This window comes from Micromonospora okii (genome assembly GCF_020884795.1).
Classification (GTDB): domain Bacteria; phylum Actinomycetota; class Actinomycetes; order Mycobacteriales; family Micromonosporaceae; genus Micromonospora; species Micromonospora okii.
Window position 1 is genome coordinate 36,378 of sequence record NZ_BBZF01000029.1, and the last position, 19,424, is coordinate 55,801.

Genomic DNA, 19,424 nt, shown 5'->3' on the forward strand with positions numbered 1-19,424 from the left:
ACCGACGGCAGCCACAGCAGCACCCTGTTCGCCCCCGGCGTGCCCGGCCCACCGTGGGGGCGGAGGAACATCTGGCCCGCCTGGTGTCCGGGGCGGGGCTGCCGCCCACCCGGGCGGTCGTGCGCCACCCGTTGCAGGCCCCGCACGTGAACGAGCTGCGCCACAGCACCCCTGCCGACGGCGTCACCGTCGTACGCCGCTCCGCGACGTCCCACGCCCTGCTCACCGAGGGGGAGAGCGAGCCGGTCACCCGTCCGCTCTCCGCCGACCCGCCGTCGACCGAGTTCGTTGGGGCGGTACCGGTCGACAACGAGCGACTGCGCGACGTCCTCGCCGGGCTGGTGGAGCCCGCCACCTCCGTCCCAATGGGCGGGTACGTGACGGTGGACGAGCGATGGCAGTCGCCGTACGGCGTCGCGACCCACCGCTACCTGATCGCACCAGCCACACCGCTGGACTCCCGGCTGATGCCGAACCGCACGTTCCTGCGGCCCGGCGAACCGCTCACCGTGCCCCTGGCCGACGGCACCATGGCCGACCGCGACGTCTCGGTCGACAGCCGCAGTCACCTCTTCGCCGCCGAGCGGCGCGCCGACTGCACCGATCTTGGACTTCTCGACCAGCGATAGGGCCTTCGCCGTGGCCCAATCGGCTGCTGCTCTCCCAGACTCTGGTCTTGGCTCACGCGAATGGTGAACGCCATACGCGGACACCCATCTCCCGGAACCGTTCGGGGTGGCCCCGGATGGTGCACCAGTTGCGGTGCGTGAACCGCAACATCTCGTCCTGCCGGGGGTGTCGTTTGCCGAGCGCGGCACCGATGGGCGCCAGTTCGGCGGTGGGAAGCGCGAGCACCCCTTGTAGAGTGAATGCCTCGAACAGGACTAAGGCGTACCACTCGACGTTGGGCAGTCGCGTGATGAGATGCTCGTTGACCCATGTGCCGGTCGGGTTGGCAAGGTAGCGGACTTGGATTTTTTGCTCGTCCGGCAGTATCAGGTCGTAGTCGGCCTGCACTCGGCTGGGAGCCAGAGTGGCACCGGTGAGCGCCGCGACGAGATGCTCGCTGATTTCGGCTAGGGGGTCCCGGTTTGACATGGGTAAGCCGAGCGAAGCCAGTAGATCCTGCCGGGCTTGGCGGTACGCCTCGAGCGCGGCGATCAGCGTCACTACACGGGTGGGAACTGGTACGACATTCATGGCAAATTGATGGTCTCCCAGTCTTCGCAGGCATGGACAGCTACGAGTGCGGCGTTCTCGGCTAGCAGCCGGCATGCTTTGACGGTGAGGTCGAGCGGCTGTGGTCGACCGGCCCGGTACACCGTGGCGGTGAGAGCGGTGGCCAGATGTACCGCCCCGCCCTGGGACAGGTGTCCATGGAGCAGCGCGTTGATCCGCAGACTGGTCCGCTGCGTGGGGCCTGGGTGCCGATAGTTGCCAGCGAGCCGTCGGCTCAGGCTGCTGGTTTCCCCGATGTAGATGCGGCGCCGCGAGGCGTCGGGCATCGTGGCCGGCAGGCTGAGGCGGTACAGGCCCGGAGCGGCAGGGAGGTCGGGGATTGACAGCCGGCTGGCGCTGTCGAGGACGACCGTGCCGCTGTGCCGCCAGGACAGCACGACGCGGACGTCAACCTCGGAGTCGGCCTCCGGGCGTACGGGCCGCTCGGTGGCTGTGCTCGGTTCGACGATGAGCGCACGCGCTCGCCGGTCGGGCGGCACTGCGTTGCGACCGCCGCGTTCGAAGCGGACCCGACCGCGATCCAGGTAAACCTGCTGCACCTTGTAATCGGCAGCCATCCATGCCCGTGCCTGCGGATGGCCGGTGTTGGCCCACCATTGTCGCTGAGTGCTCGATGGCGGCAGGCCCCCGACCAAGCGCGCAATCTCATCGAAGGTCAGCTCGACAAGGTTGCACCTACGCCCTGCTGCCGCAGCTAAATGGGCGGTAAGCGGCCCGTACTTGCCGGCCATCATCGCTCCGCAGGCGACGCCGCCCGCTGTTGGCGTCTACCAGAGGACCAGACCAGGATGTCAAGCAACCGTACGTCGCTGAGCCGGTCGGCCGACTCGGCGACGATCCCGCCAGCGTCGCGCATCCAGTAGTATAGGCGTAACAGCGCATTGGCCGAGCGCCGCACGTCGAGACGGACGGCGGCCCAACACGCCCGACGCACCCGCGGCCGATCGCAGCTCATCGCAAGGTTCCGTGCGGTGACCAACGTCGGGTGCCAGGACAGCGCCATGAGCCGGCAATCGAGTGTAGAAACAGACCCACCCGCATCGGATGTAGACACTTGCTGATTTTTGCATGGTTCACACCCTTTGGTCTGTCCTGATGAAGCTGCCGGTACAGGTGATCCGCCGCATCGTAGAGACCGCCCTGAACAAGGGGGCCGGGGAGACTGTCTCGCGTTACGTCGCGATCGTGCCGTCGGGTCGCAGGCCGTAGCGGGCGAGGTCGCGCAGTTCGGCGCGGTCGGGTTGTGTCTCGATGAGTTTCCGCACGGCTCGGTCTGCGCCGTGTTCGCCGAGTACCACCAGTTGCAGCAGATTCGGTAAGTCGGCGTCCGTGACCCGTCGCCGGCTTGCCGCCTTGTGCGCGGCGTTGCTGTGCTCGGCCATCTCCTCCACCTCCTCGTACCGTCCCTGCCGCTCGAGGAGCGTCACGAGGCGACGACGGAGGTAACCGTCCGGGCTGACCGCCAGCCGGCGTAGCTGATCGGCATCCTCTCGGTCGAGCCAGTAGTCGGCGAGTGGCCTCCGAACGCCGCTGACGCCGTCGTCGGTGAGTTGGCGCAACGTCTTCTCGTCGCCGAGCTCGACCAGGACGCTGACGAGACGCGGGCCGATGTCGAGGGCTGCAGCGATACTGCTGCCGCCGTCACTGTGCAGCAGGTCGCGCAGCAGCCGTGCCCCATCCGCCGGCCGGCCCCGAGCGATGAGCAGCTCCGCGAGCTGACGCCGCGCGGGCCGGTCGCCGTCAGCCGCCAGTGTGCGTAGCCCCGGCTCGTCGCCGGCCGCGAGCAGCCGCTTCGCCCGCTCCTCACGAGCCCCGGGCACCCCCTCCACGATCAGCGCGTCGAGGTCGTCGGTAGCTTTCACACGTTGTCGGTCGACCTTCACCCGGGCCGCTGACAGCCCCGTTGCGGCGAGCCGTTCGATCAGATCCAGCCGCCTGGCCATTTCCAGGTCATCGACGAGTCCTGCCTCATCGGCGAGATCGGAGCGTTTACCCCGGTCCAGCATGTCGCTGAGCAGCCCGCTGGCCAGTTCGGCGTGCCCGTGCGCGAAGAGGTCTCGAAGCACCCACCCGGGCACCGATCCGCCCTCGCACCCGGCCTCAACTTGCCTATCGTCGAGCACCTTGACCAGTCCGCGTCGCGCATACTCATGCCCGGCCGTGATCGCCGTCTGATAGGCCTCGGCAGCGCCCTCAAGATCGCCCGCCTTCCGCAGCCCATCGCCGAGATCGCCGGCCAGGTCCACACAGCCTACGTCAACGGCCGCTCGCAGCACCTCAACCGTCGCCACGGTTGCGGCCAGCGCGCGGTGCGCGTTCAGGTCACCGCCCCCGGCCAGCACCTCGACGTCCGCGAGCCGCCCTGCGCCACCCAGAGCCGGAGCCGAGCCTCATCGGCAGCGGGTCGGCCCGAGTGGGCCGCCCGTTCGTACAGCAGCTCCGCGTAGGCGAAGAGCATCCGGGACCTCGCCCGCTCCGCCATCGCCAAGGCGACGTCGGGGGAGACGACGTGGTCCGCGACGGCCAGCCAGACCGGCGCCGGCGCGAGCTCCCGGTAGCGGGTGCGGACGCCGTGCCGTTCCAGGCAGCGGTGCAGGCGCAGGCCGTCGTACCGGGTCGGGTCGGGTCGGGTCGGCTGGATTGTCATCCCGACCAAACGCCGTCACCCCAGCGCGCCGGATGGTCGCCATTACCAGCGCTCGCCGCCACGTCTTCCCGGCGTCGACGTGATCGGCGCGGTCGAGATAGCCGCCGGCCGCCGCGAACAGCAGCTCGGCACGGAGGTTCTCGTGGGAGCCGATCCGGCTGAGATCTATGACCGGCTGTGGGAGACAGTGGTGGTTGGTTGAGCAGCGAGGGCGCCGTTCATTGCCAGCCGCGAGCCGTTCGGCGGTTGGCTGGCTGGGCAATGGCGGGATACCCATCCAACCGATCAGCAGCCATGGCTGGGTTGAGTCATGGCGAAGAAAACAGCCTTGGTGAAGGATGAAATGCCATAGCGGTTCTCGGCTCCCCAGTCCGTCTTCCCGTACGCTGATCAGCCAGGCCGAAGGTGGCAAGAGCACGATGAACTGGCCCAGTACCGCAGGGACCGCCAATCCTGGGAGGAACGCTTGTCCGCCCTGGCAGCCGAACGAGACCGCGAGCTGGCCGCCATCGCCGCCCGCTACCGCAATCCGCAACTCCACCGGTTCCCGGTGGCGGTGGTCTTCGCCGTACCGAAGCCGGAGGCGACCCCATGAGCCGCACCTTCCGGCGCCCCATGCCGCAAAGCGCCCAGCAGCTCCGCGACTGGCTAAGCCTAGTCGAGGTAAGGGGACCCATCCTTAGCCTGCCAGTGCTCTGCGCCACCTGGCCAAGCCTCGATCCGCTCGACAAGAAGGTCCGCGAGCGGCTGCGCGTCGAGCACGCCACGTGGCAGGCCGACACCGCGGCCGGACAGCGGGCCTGGATCGGGTACGTGCTGCGCGAGCTGCTCGGCTGGGGCGACGCGCTGCACGAAACCAGTCTGGAGGCGTTTGCCGTCGAGGTCGTCGAGCACGATACCGAGATCCGGCCGTCGTTCGCGCTGATCGAGCCGGGGGAGGAGTCCAAACCCGACAACGTCCGACTGCTCGGCATGATCTGCCCACCCGGCAGCCAGCCGACCGCCCGGATTCCCGGTTCGGCCTGGGCAGCGACCTATGCGGACCGGCTGGCACACCTGTGCCGGCACCACGAAATCGAGCTCGGCCTCGCCACCGACGGTCGCTGGTGGGTGCTGGTCTGGGCGTCGCGCGGCGGTGTCACCACCACCGCGGCCTTCGACGCGTCTGCCTGGCCGGAGACCGCTGAGCGGGACGTGGTGCGCGCCTTTCTTACCCTGCTGTGCCGGCGGCGCTTCTTCGATGTACCCGCCGCCGAGCGGCTGGAGCCGTTGCTGCGAGCGAGCCTGAACAGCCAAGAGGAGGTCACCGAGGCGCTCGGCGTCCAGGTCCGCAAAGCGGTCGAGCTGCTGGTTGCCGCGATCGGCCGGGCCGAAGTACGCGATCGGCAGCGTGGCGGCCGTGCTCTGCAGGACGTGGCCGCGCACGACGTCTTTCGCGGCGCCGTCGCCGTGATGATGCGGATCGCCTTCCTGCTGTTCGCTGAGGAACGCAGGCTGTTGCCTGTCGACAACGACATCTACGCGACGGCGTACTCGGCGGGACGGATCTGCGTCGAGTTGGACCAGCGAGTCGTCGAGGGTAGCGAGGAGGACCTGGAACACAGCTACGCCGCATGGCATCGGCTACTCGCCCTCTTCACCGCCGTCTACCGTGGCATTGACCACCCCCGCCTCAAGCTACACGGCTACGGTGGCTCGCTTTTCGATCCGGACGCCTACCCCAAGCTGCCGATGAACATAGACGACCGGACCGTCCTGCACATGCTGCGCGCCGTACAGTGCGTCGAAACCGGCACCGGCCGCTCTCGCGGACGCCATACGCTTAGCTTCCGCGCCTTCGACATCGAACAGATCGGGTACGTCTACGAGGGCTTGCTCTCCTATGAAGGCTATCGCGCCGAGGGCGTGACGGTCGGGCTCATCGGCAGGGAGGGACTGGAGGAAGAGGTCCGGCTCGATTACTTGGAGGCTCTGGCCGCCCAGATGATCGATGTGCCCGGCCTGGCCGATGCGCTCGCTGTTGAGTACAAGGAGTCAGGGATTGGCCCTGCCGCAGTGCTGAGCAAGAAGCTGGCACCACTGAGCGGAGCCGAGCGGGAGGATGCTCGCAAGAGGCTACTGGCCGTCACCGGCGGCGACCATCTTCTCGCCGAGAGGCTGCTGCCCTTCTACGGCATCATCCGTCCCGATCTGCGCGGCCTGCCGACGGTGGTCCTGCCCGGTGCGCTCTTCGTGACCGCGTCTGCGCTGCGGAAAAACACCGGAACCCATTACATCCCACGGTTCCTTGCCGAGCAGGTAGTCGAGGGTGCCCTAGAGCCGCTGGTCTATGAGCCGGGCCCGCTGCAGACTGCGGACAAGGACGAGTGGAGACCAAAGTCCAGCGAGCAGATCCTGGCGCTCAAGGTGGTCGACATCGCGATGGGTTCGGCGGCCTTCCTGGTCGCGGCGGCCCGCTACCTCGGCGATCGCCTAATCGAGGCATGGTTCCGCGAGGGCAACGTAGGCGCCGGCTCCTATTTGACCGCCGCAGGTGATCGCTTGCTCGAAGCAGACGAGGACCGACTCGTCATCGAGGCGCGGCGGCGGGTCATCGAGCACTGCCTTTACGGCGCGGACATCAACCCAATGGCCGTGGAGTTGGCGAAGCTCTCACTCTGGCTGGTCTCCATGGATCCGCAGCGCCCATTCACCTTCCTCGACGACCGCCTCGTCGCTGGCGACTCTCTCCTTGGCATAGGTAACTTCGCCGCGCTGTCGAAGGGCTTCCTGCGGGATAGTCGGCTGGACGGTGAGTTGTCCGAGCTGCTGGAGAGGCGTCGGCGGATCACCTCGCTACCGGACAGTCTGGAGACGCTGTCGGAGAAACAGCGGCTCCTCGACGATGCACGCAAATGGGGAAAGCGGGGTGCCGCAAATGCCGACCTGGTAGCCGGGGGGTCGCTCGCTTCGGCTAAGCGCGGGCAGGATCCACGCGTCATAGCAGAGCGAATCGCCACGTTGGCTCAGCAGTTGGCTCGTGATGGTGACGTTGGGCCGGTTGTGGAGCAGGCGGCGTCGTGGCTCGCTCTCGACCGGCCGGAGGAGGCGGTCCCCCGCGATCCGCTGCACTGGCCGATCGAGTTTCCCGAGGTCTTCGAGAGCGGCGGCTTCGACGCCGTCATCGGCAATCCACCCTTTCTTGGCGGTCAGAAGCTCACTGGTATGCTCGGCGCTGCGTACCGAGAGTATCTCATCACTGTGATTGGCCGGGGCGCGCGTAGGAGTGCAGATCTGGTTGCCTATTTTGTGCTGCGAGCGCACCAGCTGCTCAATGGTGCTGGGCAGACGGGGCTGATCGCTGCGAACACCTTAGCGCAGGGCGACACCCGCGAGGTCGGTCTAGATCAGATCGTTTGTGATGGCGTGACGATCCGCCGTTCGGTGAAGAGTGGCCGTTGGCCATCGAGATTTGCGGCGCTGGAGTATTGCGCGGTCTGGACCAGCCGTGCGCCCCTGGACGAGAGAGCCGAACGGATAGCCGACGGCGTCGCGGTCTCCGGCATCACGCCGTCGCTTGATCCGCAGTCGACGGTCACAGGAAAACCCTACCGCCTTGCCGTCAACGGGGGCCTGGCTTTCCAGGGATCGAACATCGTTGGCCTTGGTTTCACGATGGAGCCCGAGGCTGCTGCGGCACTCATCGAGAAGGATTCCCGGAATCGGGATGTACTCTTCCCGTATCTCAATGGGCAGGACCTTAACTTCCGCCCTGATCTCTCTGCGAGTCGGTGGGTCATCAATTTCCACGACTGGTCGGAGGAGAAGGCCAAGGCGTATCCAGACTGCTATGACCAGGTCCTTCGCCTGGTAAAGCCAGAGCGCGACCGAAACAACCTTAAGGTCCGGCGCGAACGCTGGTGGCAGTTCGCCGAACGCGCACCACAGCTTGGCCAGGCTATTGCAGGACAGAAGCATGCCATCGCAATTGCCCGGGTGAGCAGGATGGTGATGCCCGCGATGGTCTCTACCAGCCAGGTGATCAGCGGGGCCGTGGTGGTTTTCGCGACCGAGGACACAGCGATGCTGGGGTTGCTTTCAAGTGCACAGCATTACTGGTGGGCGGCCAGTAGGGCCTCCACGATGAGGGCGGATCTTCGCTACTCGCCGTCTGACGTGTTCGAAACATTTCCACTGTCAGAGTTGACGGCGGAGCTGCGCGGGTTAGGGCACCGATTGGACATGTACCGGAGAGGCGTGATGCTGAGCCGGCAGGCGGGGCTGAGGAACACCTATAACCTAGTGTTTGATCCGGAAATCCAGGACAAGGACATCGTGGAGTTGCGGCGCATCCATCGGGCAATTGATGTAGCTGTAAGCCGAGCCTACGGGTGGCATGACCTATCGGAACGAGGGCTTGACCACGGCTTCCACAGATCTGGCGCGTACCTGCGGTACACGATCGGCCCCGTGGCGCGACGCGAGATCCTGGATCGGCTGTTGAGGCTTAACCATGAGCGATACGCAGCCGAGGTCGCCGCTGGTCATCACCGCAGGGGGGCCGACCAGGCAATGCAGGCGAGTGTCTTTTCCGACTGAGTCGTGGATAGGGGTTGAGATGGCGGTGGGGGCAGAGAATCGCCTGGTGCGGCTGGAGGTCGAGAACTTCCGGAGTCTCCGACAGGTTTCCGTGCCACTGGGTCCATTGGCTGTCATGGTCGGGCCGAATGGTGCCGGCAAGACGAATCTCTTGGATGTCTTCGGATTCTTGGCCGACACAGTGCACACTGATCTAGAGCCGGCCCTCAGTGAGCGAGGCGGGTTCGATCAGGTGCTCTTCTGCGGTGGTGAGGAGCGGCCTTCTGGTGTGCGTATCAACCTGACGGCGACCTGGACACCATTCAGCAATCCGGAGACTCCGGACGAATATGAGTTGAGAGTGTGGCGATTGTCGAACGAGCTCTATCGTCGCGAATTCTTTCGCTATGCTCTCCCCGGGGGAGGTCGCCAAGAAATAACGGTCAGCGGGGAGGAGTTGATCGTCGAGACCATCGACGAGGACGGGATCAAGCCCACCAAGCAAAAGATCGGTATAAGTCGGTTCAGTGGAGCCCTCTCGACATTGCCGCGGCTCAGTCACCAATGGGGTGGAGAGGAGGTCACGACCATAGCGGAGAATCTTTCGTCGTTCCGGGCGTTCGAGGTGCACGTGGACGCCGCCCGCCGGCCGTCGCGGTTCCCACAGCGCGGCAGGGAGACGCTGCGCGACGACTCCTCCAACCTTGCGGCGTTTCTCTTCACGCTGTCTGAACAGGACCCGGACGCGTGGCGGCAGTTGGTCGAGGATGCGATGGCGGTCCTGCCGCAGCTCGACGACATCGAGTTCGACCGCCCCTCAGGCGCCGCCCGAGAAGTCGTCGTGATGCTCCGTGAACGCGGCCTGCGGCGGGCAACGCAGCTGGCTGACGCCTCCTACGGCACCATCCGGCTGCTGGGCCTCCTGGCGCTGCTCTACGACTCGGATCCGCCAGCGTTGACCTGTATTGAGGAGATCGACCATGGCCTTCATCCCCAGGCGCTAGAGTTACTCGTGACGCGGCTACGGGAGGCCAGCGAACGTACGCAGCTGCTGGTCGCAACTCACTCCCCGGCCTTGGCCGATCGGCTCGCGCCGCCGGAGCTCATCGTCTGCGAGCGAGGCGATGATGGCTCATCGGTGATTCCTGCCGTATCGACCGAAGACATCGAGCGCATCGTTGAGGCGAGTGAGGGTGAGCCGCTCGGCAGGTTGTGGTTCTCGGGGGCGCTCGGCGGTGACCTGTGACGGCACGCGGCGGGACCCGGATACGCGCCGCCCGTAAGCCGGTCGTGGTGCTGGTCGGGGAGGACAGCAACGACCGGAAATGCCTGCGCATCTTGCTGGAAGAGTTCTGCCCGCAGTTGCGGGGTCAGCTTGTGGAGGTGAAGGACCCAGCGCGGCTGCGGAGTGCAAAAGGAACGCTCGACTCTCGGGTCGACGCGCTCGCGAGGCTGGTTCGGGCCCGCGCTGCGCGGGAGGACGCTGACCTTGCCTGCGTCTTCGTGCAGGAGGATCTCGACGATTCCGACGGTGCCGAGTACCTCGAGAAGCGGGACCGGGTGCAGATGGCGCTCGAACAGCGGTTCCGCACCGCTCACTACGTGCTGTCGACAGCGGAGGTCGAGGCGTGGCTGCTGCTGTTTCCGGATGCGCTGGCTGAGACGGTGTCCTCCTGGCGCGTGCCGAGGCAGTTCCGCAATCGGGACACCGGGACGCTGAGCGACCCGAAACACATCATGAAACATGCAGTGAGTGGCCCGGCGCGACGTTATAAGGAGACCGATGCGCCGGACGTGTTCGCCAAGGCGATCGCGCTTGGCTGTCTCGATCAGCCGGGTGGCACCAACCGGTCGTGGAACCAGTTTCGGACCGACGTGAGCACCTGTTGTCGGCAGCACGTCCCGCAGCAAAGGAGTTCGCAGTGACGATACAGAGACCTAGATCTCCGACATTGAGCGATGGTTAGCGGTCACCATGCCGAGTAGGTGCCTGCCGGCGGTGGAGAGTGTACGACGTGCCGCTGCTACTCGGCGAACAGGAAGGCTACTTCGGCGAGCCATATTGACCGGCGGTTCCGCCGACTCAGAAGGTGTAGAACATCGCCGAGGGCGGCTCCTCCGGTTCCGGGGCTGGCCAAAACCGTCGCCAGTGACCATCCGGGCCGTCCGGCTCGGTGCAGGGGCATTCCCCATCGAACCAAACCTCGATGCCGCTGTACTCCAGTCGTTCCCGGCCGAGACAGACGCTGACCGTTTCGCCGGCGTGGATGCGACCCGTGCCTATCGGAGAGTGACTTCTGGCGTTGTACTCGACCCGGACTTGATACCTGTAGACGCGGTGGCCGTTGTTCTTGAAGACCGCCCACAGCTCTCGGTGCGGAAGGCGCCCGTGTTTGCGTGGCTCAACCCTGACGAGTTCCACGTCTTTGTTGGCGCCGGCCTGATGGTCCCGGCGGCTTTCGATCCGCGCGGCGTCGCGGGCGGTGCTGGCCGAGTCTTCTGCCGCGTCGGCGGCACGTTGCGCCTCAATCTTCGCGGCTTCAGCGATCTGCGCCTGCTTCTCGGCGGCGTCGGCGGAGCGTTTCGCCTCCACCTTGGCTTCCTTGGCGACCTTGGTGGCTTCTTTGGCGACGCCGGTCTGTCGGTGCGCGTAGATGATGGCGGCGACCGCTGCGGCGAGCGCGACGATGACACCGGCACGATCAACGTTCAGCCAGCCAAGCAGACCATTGAGCCAACCGGGCATGGCGGATCTCCTTGCGGGCGGGGGTGGGTGCGCGCCCGGCACTCTATCCAGCGCTGTCGACCGGATCGGGTAGCCACTCCAGGCGGTGCGCCTGCCGGGCCAGCAGCCGCCACGCCCACGGCCGTCCCGCAGCCTGCGCCCGCTGGCTACCCAGCCGGCTCGGCGCTGCCGATCGGCCCGAACGCGCCCCCGCTGACCAGGTGACGAGTGGATCCGAGGCCGGCGCCGTCGCTCGTCTGCTCGCCGACCTGCACGTCGAGGTGGCGGGAGGTGACCGTGCCTGCTGATCCCGCCATGGTTGCCGCAGCCCGTCACGTGCTGGCTTACCTTGGCGTCACCGTGGCCGATCTGGAGTCCGACGCCGACGTGTTGATATCTGTGCCCACTGTTGCGGAGTATCTGCCGCGGGCGATCGCGGCGGCGGGCCCGGGTGCCAGGCGTACGTACGGCACGTACTGGAATCGGATTCCCGCCGGGTGGGGTGACCGGCCCCTGGACCGCGTCGCGGCCAGCGACATCGAGGCGATGAAACAGCAGATGATCGCTACAGCGCGGTCGCGCCGTAACAGCCGTAACGGTCGGCACGCCGGCGAGCACGTGATCGCTGCCGCCCGCGCTTTCTACTTCCGGGCCGTCGCTGACGGGCTGATCGACGCATCGGCCAGTCCCGCGCACCGTGTCGCCAAACTTCGCCGCCTCCCCAGCACACGCCGCGCCCTGACCTCGCACGAGCTGGAGGAGATCAACGTGGTGACGCGGGCCAGCGGTAACGATGTCGTCCTCGACGCCCTGCTGCTGCGCCTGCACACCGAAGGTGCCTGCTGGCGCGGTGATGCCCTCGCCCTGGGGCTTGTCGACCTGAACGCCGCCAACGGGCTCGTGCGACTGACCGAGAAGAACGGTGTCGTGCGGTGGCAGCCGGTCAGTCTCGACCTCGCCGAGCACCTGCAGGAGCACGCCTGTGTCCGCAGGGCCGTTCTGCCCACCGACCGGCTGTTGCGCTACCGCAATGGGCAGCCGATCAGCAGCCGCCGCTACGACCACCTGTGGAAACGCATCGGCGAGCGCTTGCCCTGGGCCGCCGCGCAGGGCATCTCCACGCACTGGCTGCGGCACACTACCCGCATCTGGGTGGAACGCCACTTTGGCTACGGTGTGGCCCGCGCCTACGCCGACAGCCCAGGATCGTCCACCACCACCGACATCAAGGGCCGACCTCCACGCCGTCGCTGACGCGCTGTCGGCGATGACCGGCCAACCACACCCACTCGTCACGGCGCGAGACCTCCCACCGTCCGGCGACAGGGACCTTGCCCTGACCGGCCAATCTGACTCGCCGAGACGGCGCGGTGGGGGAGTGGCTCCCCATCGCGCCGCAGCGCGGCAGCATGGCAGGTGAAGATTCCTGGTTGGGCGACAACAACACCAGAGCGCATCCCTCTGGATCGGTTGGTAGCGCTTCACCGCACAGCCTTGCGCCGAGGGGCACCTCGCACCGGTTCTGCCCGCCGGAATCCTCGTTCTCCTGGCCGAATTGACAAATGCGCTGGGCGTTGGAGAGGCGGATGAAATATCGCGTTGGTCGCGGAAACGAGTGCCCGTGGCCGGCTTACGCCTGTAGCGCTTACGCTCTGTATTGAGCTATCCTTAATCGCATGAGCACCCATTTTTATGCCTGGGTGCTACGCGTGGGGGTTCATCTCCCCCCTCGGACACCAGTAGATGATCTCTGAACTTGCAGGTCAGGCCCCCTCCAGCGGAGGGGGCCTGACTCGTTGCAGGGCGAGGTAGGGGAACTCGGTCCGGCGAGCCCTCAAGCCGTCGGGCGATCCCGCCCGGTTGCCCCGGCCACCCCGCGCCGGGCACGCTCACCCGACCGGCACCGGCCACACTGCGGGCGGTGTGGTGCCGGGGCCAGCAGGCCACGGGCGTCCGGGCCCGGACACGCAGACGCCCCCGCCCCGGCCGTCAGACCAGAGCGGGCGTCTGTCGTAGCTGAACGCCGTGAGGCAGCGAGGGTCGCCCGATCAGCGGGTGCAGTTGATCTGCACCAACACCGAGTAGAGGCCCGGCCACGGCTGCGTCGTGAAGCTTCCGCCGTGGCTGCACTGCGTGTCCGGATTGAATCCTTCCGCGATGGCGAGCGAGCGCGCGTCGCCGGTGGCGAAGGAGAGCGCCGTGAAGTAGTTGTTGTTCATGCCTCTGCCGTAGAAGGCCTTGGTCTCTGCGGCGGATGCCGGTCCGGCGAACAGGACGGAGCCGGACACCGCCCCGGCCAGCGTGGCGGCTGCGACCATCCGACGAAGCGCGTGCATGCGGGCTCCACTCTGTGCGATCCGAATGCCGAGCCTGCCAGAGGAATAGATGGATATCAACAACCGTGCGCCGCGCCCCCGCCTAACCCGTCAGGGGCGAGCGGGAGCGCTGTCGTCTCCCGGGTGGGAATCAGGCGGTACGGCACCCATCGTCCGCCGACCGCGGAGCGCATCACGGCCAGGTCGGGCTCGTAGCCCAGCACAGCCGCGACGTGTACGGATGCCGGGGCGCGCGCAGCACATCGTCCGCCGGACCCTCCTCCATGACCCGGCCGCGATGCATGACCGCCACCCGGTCGGCGAGTTGCTCGACCACTGCCAGGTCGTGGCTGATGAACAGGCAGGAGAAACCGAAGTGGCCCTGTAGCGACCGGAGCAGTTCCAGGATCCGTGCCTGTGCCGACACGTCCAGGGCACTGGTGGGCTCGTCCGCCATCAACAGGGCCGGGTTGAGGGCGATGGCGCGGGCGATGGCTACCCGCTGCCGTTGCCCACCCGACATCTCGTACGGGTGGCGGTCGCGTAGGCGCGACGGCAGCTCGACCGCGTCCAACAGCTCGTCGACGCGGTGGCGTTGCGCGTCCGGGCGCAGATCGGTGTGCAGCGACAGCGGTTCGGCGATGCTCGCGCCGACCGTCCGGCGGGGGTTCAGGGACGACGCAGGATCCTGGAAGACGATGCCGAGCTGGGAGCGGAACGTGCGCACTTCACGACGGGAGGCGTGCCCCAGGTCGACGCCAGCGACGGTTACCGTGCCGGCAGTCACCGGTGCGAGGCCGGCAATCGCCCGGCCCAGGGTCGATCTGCCCGAGCCTGATTCGCCGACCAGGGCCACCAGTTCACCCTGCCCGATGTGTAACGAGACGTCATCCACCGCCCGGACCGGCCGTCCGCGCCTCGAACTCCACGGCCAGCCCGGCCACCGCGAGCAGCGGTGACCGGGCGGCCTTCGCGAGGTGTGGCTCCGTGGGGGAGACCGTCACCCCTGCTTCAGCGATACCTTCAGGTAGTTCGGGTAGGCCGGGAAGGCGGGCACGAAGAAGTTCCGAACCTTCGACCCGCGCAGGAACGAGTTCTTCGTGTAGGTCAGCGGCACGATCGGCGCGTCCTGCAGGATGCGCTTGTCGGCCTGTGCCCACAGGGCCTGCGCCTTCGTCGGGTCGGTCTCGGCCGTGGCCTGTCCGATGAGCGTGTCGACCTCGGGCTGGCGGTAGCGGGCGATGTTGTAGCCACCGCCGCCGATCTCGGTGGACGCGAACAGCGGCTGGATGTTGCCGTTGGCGCTGGGGAAGTCCGGCTGCCAGCTGGCGACGGTCAGGTCGTAGTCACCCTTGTCGCCGGTCACCTCGGCGGTCCAGGCGTCATCGTCCACCGGCTTGATGGTCACCGTGATGCCCACCCGCTGCAGCCCCTGCTGGATGGCCTGGGACTTGGCGAGGGTCGGCTGGTCGTTCTCGGACAGCAGCGTGAGGTTCAGGCTGGTCTGCCCCGCCTCGGTGAGCAGCTGCCTGGCCTTGGCGACGTCGCCGGACGGCTCGGCCGGATAGAGGTTGTAGTCGACGCGCCCGGGGATGCCGGGTGTGATCAACGTGCTGGCCAGGTCGCCGCCGATGGCACCGCCGGAGGCGACCTGGTAGGCCCGCTTGTCCACGGCGTACTGGATGGCCTGGCGCACCTTGACGTCCTTCAGCGGCCCGCGCTGGGTGTTGAGCGCCAGGTACGACAGCGCGCCGGCGTCCGAGGTGACCAACCGCTGCTTCGCGCCGGCGTTCTGCTCGATCTGCGCGAGCTGGGCGGGCGCCACGAAGCCGGCGCCGAAGGCGGAGCGGTCGTCACCCGAGTCGGCGATCAGCCGTTGCGACTGGACCGTCGTGTCCTGGCCGAGCTGGAAGACGACACTGTCGGGTCCGGCGGTGCGCACCTGGTCGGTGGCGGCGTCCCAGTTCGGGTTGCGGGAGAGCTTCACCGAGACACCCTGCTGGTACGACTCCACCTGGTAGGGGCCGGACGAGACCGGGTTCTGGCTGTACTTCTTCGGGTCGTCCTTCGCCTTCGGGACGGGGGCGAACGCCGGCATCGAGGCGATCCACGGCCAGTCGCCGTAGGCCGTCTTGAGGTGGAAGACGAGGGTCTTCGCGTCCGGGGTCTCGATCGAGGCCAGGTCCGCTCCGGAGTACGGCCCCTTGTACTCGGTGCCGCCCGCGAGCAGGCTCTTGTGGTAGCCGAGGCCGCCGGAGAGTTCGGGCGCGAAGGAGCGTTCGATGCCGTACTTGACGTCGCCTGCGGTGATCGGTGCCCCGTCGGAGTACTTGAGCCCGTCCTTCAGGGTGAAGGTCCAGGTCTTGCCGCCGTCGGTGGTCCTACCGGTGTCCGTCGCCAGGTCGGGGACCACCTGCGCCGCCTTGCCCGGCTGGACCTCCCAGGTGGTGAGCCGGCGCAGGACCAGGCCCAGGGTGGTGATTGCCAGGTTCTGGCTCTTGGCGGGGTCGAAGTTGATGTCGCTGGCGGCGCTGAGGATGGTCAACGTGCCACCCTTCTCGGTGCCCCCGGTCGATCCGCCGGCGTCCGGCGTGACGTCCGGGTTCGCGTTGCAACCAGCCAGGGCGAGTACGCCTGCGAGCGCGAGTGCGCTGCGTCTTTTCATCAGTGCCTTACCTTTCGATGATTGGCGCATCAGGGCGCCACTCTTGGGTCGAGGACGCCGTAGACCAGGTCCACGACGAAGTTCGCGAGGATGATGAGGAACGCGGAGAAGAGGGTGACCCCGATGATCAGCGGGAGGTCGACGTTGCCGACCGCGTCCAGCAGCAGGGCGCCCAGGCCGGGCATGCTGAAGACCCGCTCGGTGATGACCGCGCCGCCGAGCAGCGACCCGAGGTCGAGCCCGAAGACGGTGACCACCGGGATGAGGACGTTGCGCAGGGCGTGCCGACCGACGATCCGCCGTTCCCGCAGCCCTTTGGCGCGAGCCGTGCGGATGTAGTCCTCGCCCAGCACGTCGAGCATCTGACCCCGGGTCAGCCGTGCGTAGACCGCCGCGGAGGTCAGGGCGAGCACACACCAGGGCAGCACCAGGTGCCACAACCAGCCCACCGGATCCTCGGTCAGCGGCACGTACCCGTTGACGGGCACCATGTCGAGGGTGAAGCCGAACAGCAGGATGCCGAGCAGGCCGACCAGGTAGCTGGGAGCGGAGACACCGATCGTGGAGAACGTCATCGCTGCCCGGTCGATCGTGGTGCCCCTGCGGACGGCCGAGACGACTCCGGTGCCGACGCCGATGATCAGCCAGAGCACGGCGGCGCCGACGGCGATGGAGAAGGTGACCGGGATGCGTTCCAGGATGAGGTGGGTGACCGATTCGTTCAGTTGGAAGGAGTACCCGAAGCAGGGTGCCGCGCAGTGCACGGCGGCGGCTCCGGTGCCGAAGGTGCGGCCGGTGACGATCCCGCCGAGGAAGGCCACGTACTGCTGGGCCCAGGGCTGGTCGTAGCCCATGAAGGCGCGGGCGTCGGCGAGCCGTTCGGGTGTGCAGGGTCGTCCGCAGGAGAGCCGCGCCGGATCACTGGGCAGCAGGACGAACACCGCGTACGTGATCAGACTGATCACGAGCAGCGTGATGATCATGCTGAACAGACGTCCGGAGACCAGTCGGAGAACTCTCATCGCCGCAGCCCTCGCGTCTTCGGGTCGAGTGCGTCGCGCAGGCCGTCGCCGAGCAGGTTGAAGGCGAGCGTGGCGAGGAAGAGCGCCCCGCCGGGAAAGACCAGGAACATCGGGTCGGTCTGGACCCAGCCGACCGCGTCGCCGATCGAGCGGCCCCACGCCGGTGTCGGCGGCGGCACCCCGACCCCGAGGAACGAGAGTGCGGCCTCTGCTCCGATCATCGACGGGATCATGATGGTGGCGTAGACGATGATCGTGGCGGTGATGTGGGGCAGTAGTTGCCGTACGAGCAGGTGCCAGCCACCGGCGCCGAGGGCGGTCGATGCGACCACGAAGGTGCGCCGCTTCAACGCCAGCGTCTGGCCACGGACCACGCGCGCGATCGAGGGCCAGCCGAAGATCGCGAGGACGCCGACGAGGAGCAGCGGCTTCGGGAGGCTGGTCGGGGCGATCGCGCCGAGTGCGATCACGAAGACCAGGTACGGGAAACCGAGCAGGACGTCGATGATCCGGGTGACGATGCGGTCGTACCAGCCGCCGTAGAAGCCGGCGGTGAGGCCGACGATCACTCCGAGCAGCACCGAGACGGTGGTGGCCCCGGCACCGATGAGGATCGAGGTACGGGTGCCGTGTACCACGATCGCGAACAGGTCGCGCCCGGTCATCGGTTCCACCCCGAACCAGTGCTGGGCGCTGATTCCGCCGCCGAAGCCCTTCGGCGCCCCGGAGTCCGACAGGGCGTCGAGGTCGTAGGTGTAGGGGTCCTGACCCGCGATCGCGCTGAGCAGTGGGGCTGCGGCCGCGACGACGAGGAAGAAGGCCACGCCGCCGGCTCCGCCCAGCGCCCACCGATCGGCGGACAGCCGGCGCCAGAGCTGGCGGGCGGCTGCGCCGCGGGCCTGGCTCGGTGGTCGGGTCGGAGCCGGCGGCGCGGGGTGGGTGTCGGCGGACACGTTGGTTCCTTACGGGGTCCAGGGGTGGGTGGGCCGGGGAGACCTACAACATAGACCGGATTAATAGGAATTGGTGAACACGGGGGATCAGTCCGGGGCGCCAGGCCGACGAACGGGGCCGTCGCCCGGTGACGGACGCCCGGACAGCTTCCGTCCCACGGCCTCAAGCGCGCAGGAGTGGCAGCAGTTGGTCGCCCTGGCGCGTGATTTCGCGAAGGTAGGGCGTGTCGGAGAGCACGAAGTGGCTGATGCCCAGCCGCTGGTATCTGCGCAGCGAGTTCGCCACGTCCTGGGCGGAGCCGACCAGCCAGGTGGTGCCCGCTCCGCCGCCACCGTACCTGCCGGGCGCGGTGTAGAGGTTGTCGTCGAGGACCTCTCCGCGTGCGGCGAGGTCGAGCAGCCGGCGCTGACCGACGGCGGTCTGCCAGTTCTGGTCGCGCGCGGAGCCTGTGCCCCTGGCCATGTCGGCGACTTTGGCTTCGGCATCGGCCCAGGCCTGTTCGGTGGTGTCTCGCACCAGTGTGGTGACCCGCAGCCCGAACTCCAGCGGGGCGTGCTCGCGCCCCAACTTCTCGCTGAGCTGCTTGAGTCGCTCGATCCGATCGGCCACGCCGTCGAGTGGCTCGCCCCAGAAGAGTTGGACGTCGGCCTCGGTGGCGGCCACTTCTTCGGCGGCGGGGGAGGCGCCGCCGAAGTAGAGCCGGGGGTGTCGGCGTTCGCCGCGGACGACCGGTCGGAGCGCCAGGGTGGAGCCGGCGACGGCGAAGTGTCCGCCCCGGTAGGTGACGCTCTCCTCGGTCCACAGCCTGCGTACGATCTGGAGGAATTCCCTGGTTCGGGCGTAACGGTGGGCCGGATCGCTCTCGCCGTCGCCGTATGCGGCCAGGTCGTCCCTGCCCGAGACGATGTTGACGAGCGTTCGGCCTCCGCTGAGGTGGTCGAGGGTCGCGGCGGCGGCAGCGAAGTTGGCGGGCCGCCAGTAGCCAGGTCGAATCGCGACCAGCGGCTGGAACGTGGTCGTCCGGGCAGCGAGCGCGGTGGCGACCGTGAACGTGTCGGGCCGTCCCCAGCCGGTCCCGATGAGCGCGCCGCCCCACCCGTGCTCCTCGAGAGCCCTGGCGTGGCTGGTGAGGGTCTCCAGGCTGTTGTGGTTGTCGATCACGTCGTCGCCGCGGTGACCGGGCTGGACCTGGTTCGGGATGTACCAGAGGAACTCGGAACTCATCGTGGCGGCCTTCCAGCTCGGTGGGATGGCGACAGCGGTCACCGCCCGCAGGACGGGCGGTGACCGTGCCACCCGG

The 19,424-nt window shown here is 67.5% G+C and carries 18 protein-coding genes; 7 read left to right on the forward strand and 11 right to left on the reverse strand.

Going from position 1 to position 19,424, the window contains the following annotated elements; all coding sequences use genetic code 11:
- The first annotated feature begins 53 nt into the window (after nt 1-53).
- Nucleotides 54-629: a hypothetical protein gene (locus tag LPU43_RS26800; RefSeq protein WP_229403323.1), complete on the forward strand. Its 576-nt coding sequence runs from the start codon at nt 54-56 to the stop codon at nt 627-629.
- 52 nt (nt 630-681) lie between these two features.
- On the opposite strand, the gene LPU43_RS26805 is transcribed toward LPU43_RS26800, so the two are convergent.
- The 4 genes from LPU43_RS26805 to LPU43_RS26820 form a co-directional block, all read right to left on the reverse strand.
- Nucleotides 682-1,170: a hypothetical protein gene (locus tag LPU43_RS26805; protein ID WP_229403324.1), complete on the reverse strand. Its 489-nt coding sequence runs from the start codon at nt 1,168-1,170 to the stop codon at nt 682-684.
- A gap of 26 nt (nt 1,171-1,196) precedes the next feature.
- Nucleotides 1,197-1,970: a DUF7662 domain-containing protein gene (locus LPU43_RS26810; protein ID WP_229403325.1), complete on the reverse strand. Its 774-nt coding sequence runs from the start codon at nt 1,968-1,970 to the stop codon at nt 1,197-1,199.
- Nucleotides 1,971-2,411: 441 nt separating this feature from the next.
- Nucleotides 2,412-3,581, reverse strand: coding sequence for a hypothetical protein (locus LPU43_RS26815; RefSeq protein WP_229403326.1), 1,170 nt, complete (start codon nt 3,579-3,581; stop codon nt 2,412-2,414).
- Nucleotides 3,557-3,886, reverse strand: a complete 330-nt coding sequence (locus LPU43_RS26820) for a hypothetical protein (protein ID WP_229403327.1) — start codon at nt 3,884-3,886, stop codon at nt 3,557-3,559. Before LPU43_RS26820 ends, LPU43_RS26815 begins: the two co-directional genes overlap by 25 nt.
- 79 nt (nt 3,887-3,965) lie before the next feature.
- On the opposite strand from LPU43_RS26820, the gene LPU43_RS28595 reads away from it, so the two are divergent.
- From LPU43_RS28595 to LPU43_RS26835, 5 genes are all read left to right on the forward strand, one after another.
- Nucleotides 3,966-4,088, forward strand: coding sequence for a hypothetical protein (locus tag LPU43_RS28595; protein WP_255686654.1), 123 nt, complete (start codon nt 3,966-3,968; stop codon nt 4,086-4,088).
- Nucleotides 4,089-4,352: 264 nt separating this feature from the next.
- A complete protein-coding gene (locus LPU43_RS28600) occupies nt 4,353-4,481 on the forward strand; it encodes a hypothetical protein (RefSeq protein WP_255686655.1) in 129 nt (42 codons plus the stop codon).
- Nucleotides 4,478-8,464: an Eco57I restriction-modification methylase domain-containing protein gene (locus LPU43_RS26825; protein ID WP_229403328.1), complete on the forward strand. Its 3,987-nt coding sequence runs from the start codon at nt 4,478-4,480 to the stop codon at nt 8,462-8,464. The genes LPU43_RS28600 and LPU43_RS26825 overlap by 4 nt, the downstream gene beginning before the upstream one ends.
- A gap of 46 nt (nt 8,465-8,510) precedes the next feature.
- On the forward strand, nt 8,511-9,689 hold the full coding sequence (locus LPU43_RS26830) for an AAA family ATPase (protein ID WP_229403329.1): 1,179 nt from the start codon (nt 8,511-8,513) through the stop codon (nt 9,687-9,689).
- Nucleotides 9,686-10,369, forward strand: a complete 684-nt coding sequence (locus LPU43_RS26835; protein WP_229403330.1) for a hypothetical protein — start codon at nt 9,686-9,688, stop codon at nt 10,367-10,369. The genes LPU43_RS26830 and LPU43_RS26835 overlap by 4 nt, the downstream gene beginning before the upstream one ends.
- 157 nt (nt 10,370-10,526) lie before the next feature.
- Here the strand turns inward: LPU43_RS26835 and LPU43_RS26840 are convergent, their stop codons facing one another.
- On the reverse strand, nt 10,527-11,189 hold the full coding sequence (locus tag LPU43_RS26840; protein WP_229403331.1) for a hypothetical protein: 663 nt from the start codon (nt 11,187-11,189) through the stop codon (nt 10,527-10,529).
- A 270-nt stretch (nt 11,190-11,459) separates the two neighbouring features.
- Between LPU43_RS26840 and LPU43_RS26845 the strand changes: the two genes are divergently transcribed.
- On the forward strand, nt 11,460-12,422 hold the full coding sequence (locus tag LPU43_RS26845; RefSeq protein ID WP_229403332.1) for a tyrosine-type recombinase/integrase: 963 nt from the start codon (nt 11,460-11,462) through the stop codon (nt 12,420-12,422).
- 794 nt (nt 12,423-13,216) lie between these two features.
- Here the strand turns inward: LPU43_RS26845 and LPU43_RS26850 are convergent.
- The 6 genes from LPU43_RS26850 to LPU43_RS26875 form a co-directional block, all read right to left on the reverse strand.
- Nucleotides 13,217-13,504, reverse strand: a complete 288-nt coding sequence (locus tag LPU43_RS26850) for a hypothetical protein (RefSeq protein WP_229403333.1) — start codon at nt 13,502-13,504, stop codon at nt 13,217-13,219.
- A gap of 172 nt (nt 13,505-13,676) precedes the next feature.
- The gene (locus LPU43_RS26855) at nt 13,677-14,378 is read right to left on the reverse strand and encodes an ABC transporter ATP-binding protein (RefSeq protein WP_229403334.1); all 702 of its coding nucleotides are present in this window, start codon (nt 14,376-14,378) and stop codon (nt 13,677-13,679) included.
- 105 nt (nt 14,379-14,483) lie between these two features.
- Entirely contained in the window at nt 14,484-16,148 is a 1,665-nt protein-coding gene (locus LPU43_RS26860; protein WP_229403335.1) for an ABC transporter substrate-binding protein, read from the reverse strand.
- 29 nt (nt 16,149-16,177) lie between these two features.
- Nucleotides 16,178-17,170 (reverse strand): ABC transporter permease, encoded by a 993-nt coding sequence (locus LPU43_RS26865; protein WP_229403336.1) that lies wholly within the window; start codon nt 17,168-17,170, stop codon nt 16,178-16,180.
- Nucleotides 17,167-18,123: an ABC transporter permease gene (locus LPU43_RS26870; protein ID WP_229403337.1), complete on the reverse strand. Its 957-nt coding sequence runs from the start codon at nt 18,121-18,123 to the stop codon at nt 17,167-17,169. The genes LPU43_RS26865 and LPU43_RS26870 overlap by 4 nt, the downstream gene beginning before the upstream one ends.
- A 163-nt stretch (nt 18,124-18,286) precedes the next feature.
- Nucleotides 18,287-19,348: an LLM class flavin-dependent oxidoreductase gene (locus LPU43_RS26875; protein WP_229403338.1), complete on the reverse strand. Its 1,062-nt coding sequence runs from the start codon at nt 19,346-19,348 to the stop codon at nt 18,287-18,289.
- Nucleotides 19,349-19,424 lie beyond the last annotated feature (76 nt).

What these genes read in the sequence shown, in the direction of transcription:
- LPU43_RS26810 (WP_229403325.1), bottom strand. Translation starts at nt 1,970, where the DNA reads ATGGCCGGCAAGTACGGGCCGCTTACCGCCCATTTAGCTGCGGCAGCA.
- LPU43_RS26820 (WP_229403327.1), bottom strand. Translation starts at nt 3,886, where the DNA reads ATGACAATCCAGCCGACCCGACCCGACCCGACCCGGTACGACGGCCTG.
- LPU43_RS26825 (WP_229403328.1), top strand. Translation starts at nt 4,478, where the DNA reads ATGAGCCGCACCTTCCGGCGCCCCATGCCGCAAAGCGCCCAGCAGCTC.
- LPU43_RS26840 (WP_229403331.1), bottom strand. Translation starts at nt 11,189, where the DNA reads ATGCCCGGTTGGCTCAATGGTCTGCTTGGCTGGCTGAACGTTGATCGT.
- LPU43_RS26850 (WP_229403333.1), bottom strand. Translation starts at nt 13,504, where the DNA reads ATGCACGCGCTTCGTCGGATGGTCGCAGCCGCCACGCTGGCCGGGGCG.
- LPU43_RS26860 (WP_229403335.1), bottom strand. Translation starts at nt 16,148, where the DNA reads ATGAAAAGACGCAGCGCACTCGCGCTCGCAGGCGTACTCGCCCTGGCT.
- LPU43_RS26865 (WP_229403336.1), bottom strand. Translation starts at nt 17,170, where the DNA reads ATGAGAGTTCTCCGACTGGTCTCCGGACGTCTGTTCAGCATGATCATC.
- LPU43_RS26875 (WP_229403338.1), bottom strand. Translation starts at nt 19,348, where the DNA reads ATGAGTTCCGAGTTCCTCTGGTACATCCCGAACCAGGTCCAGCCCGGT.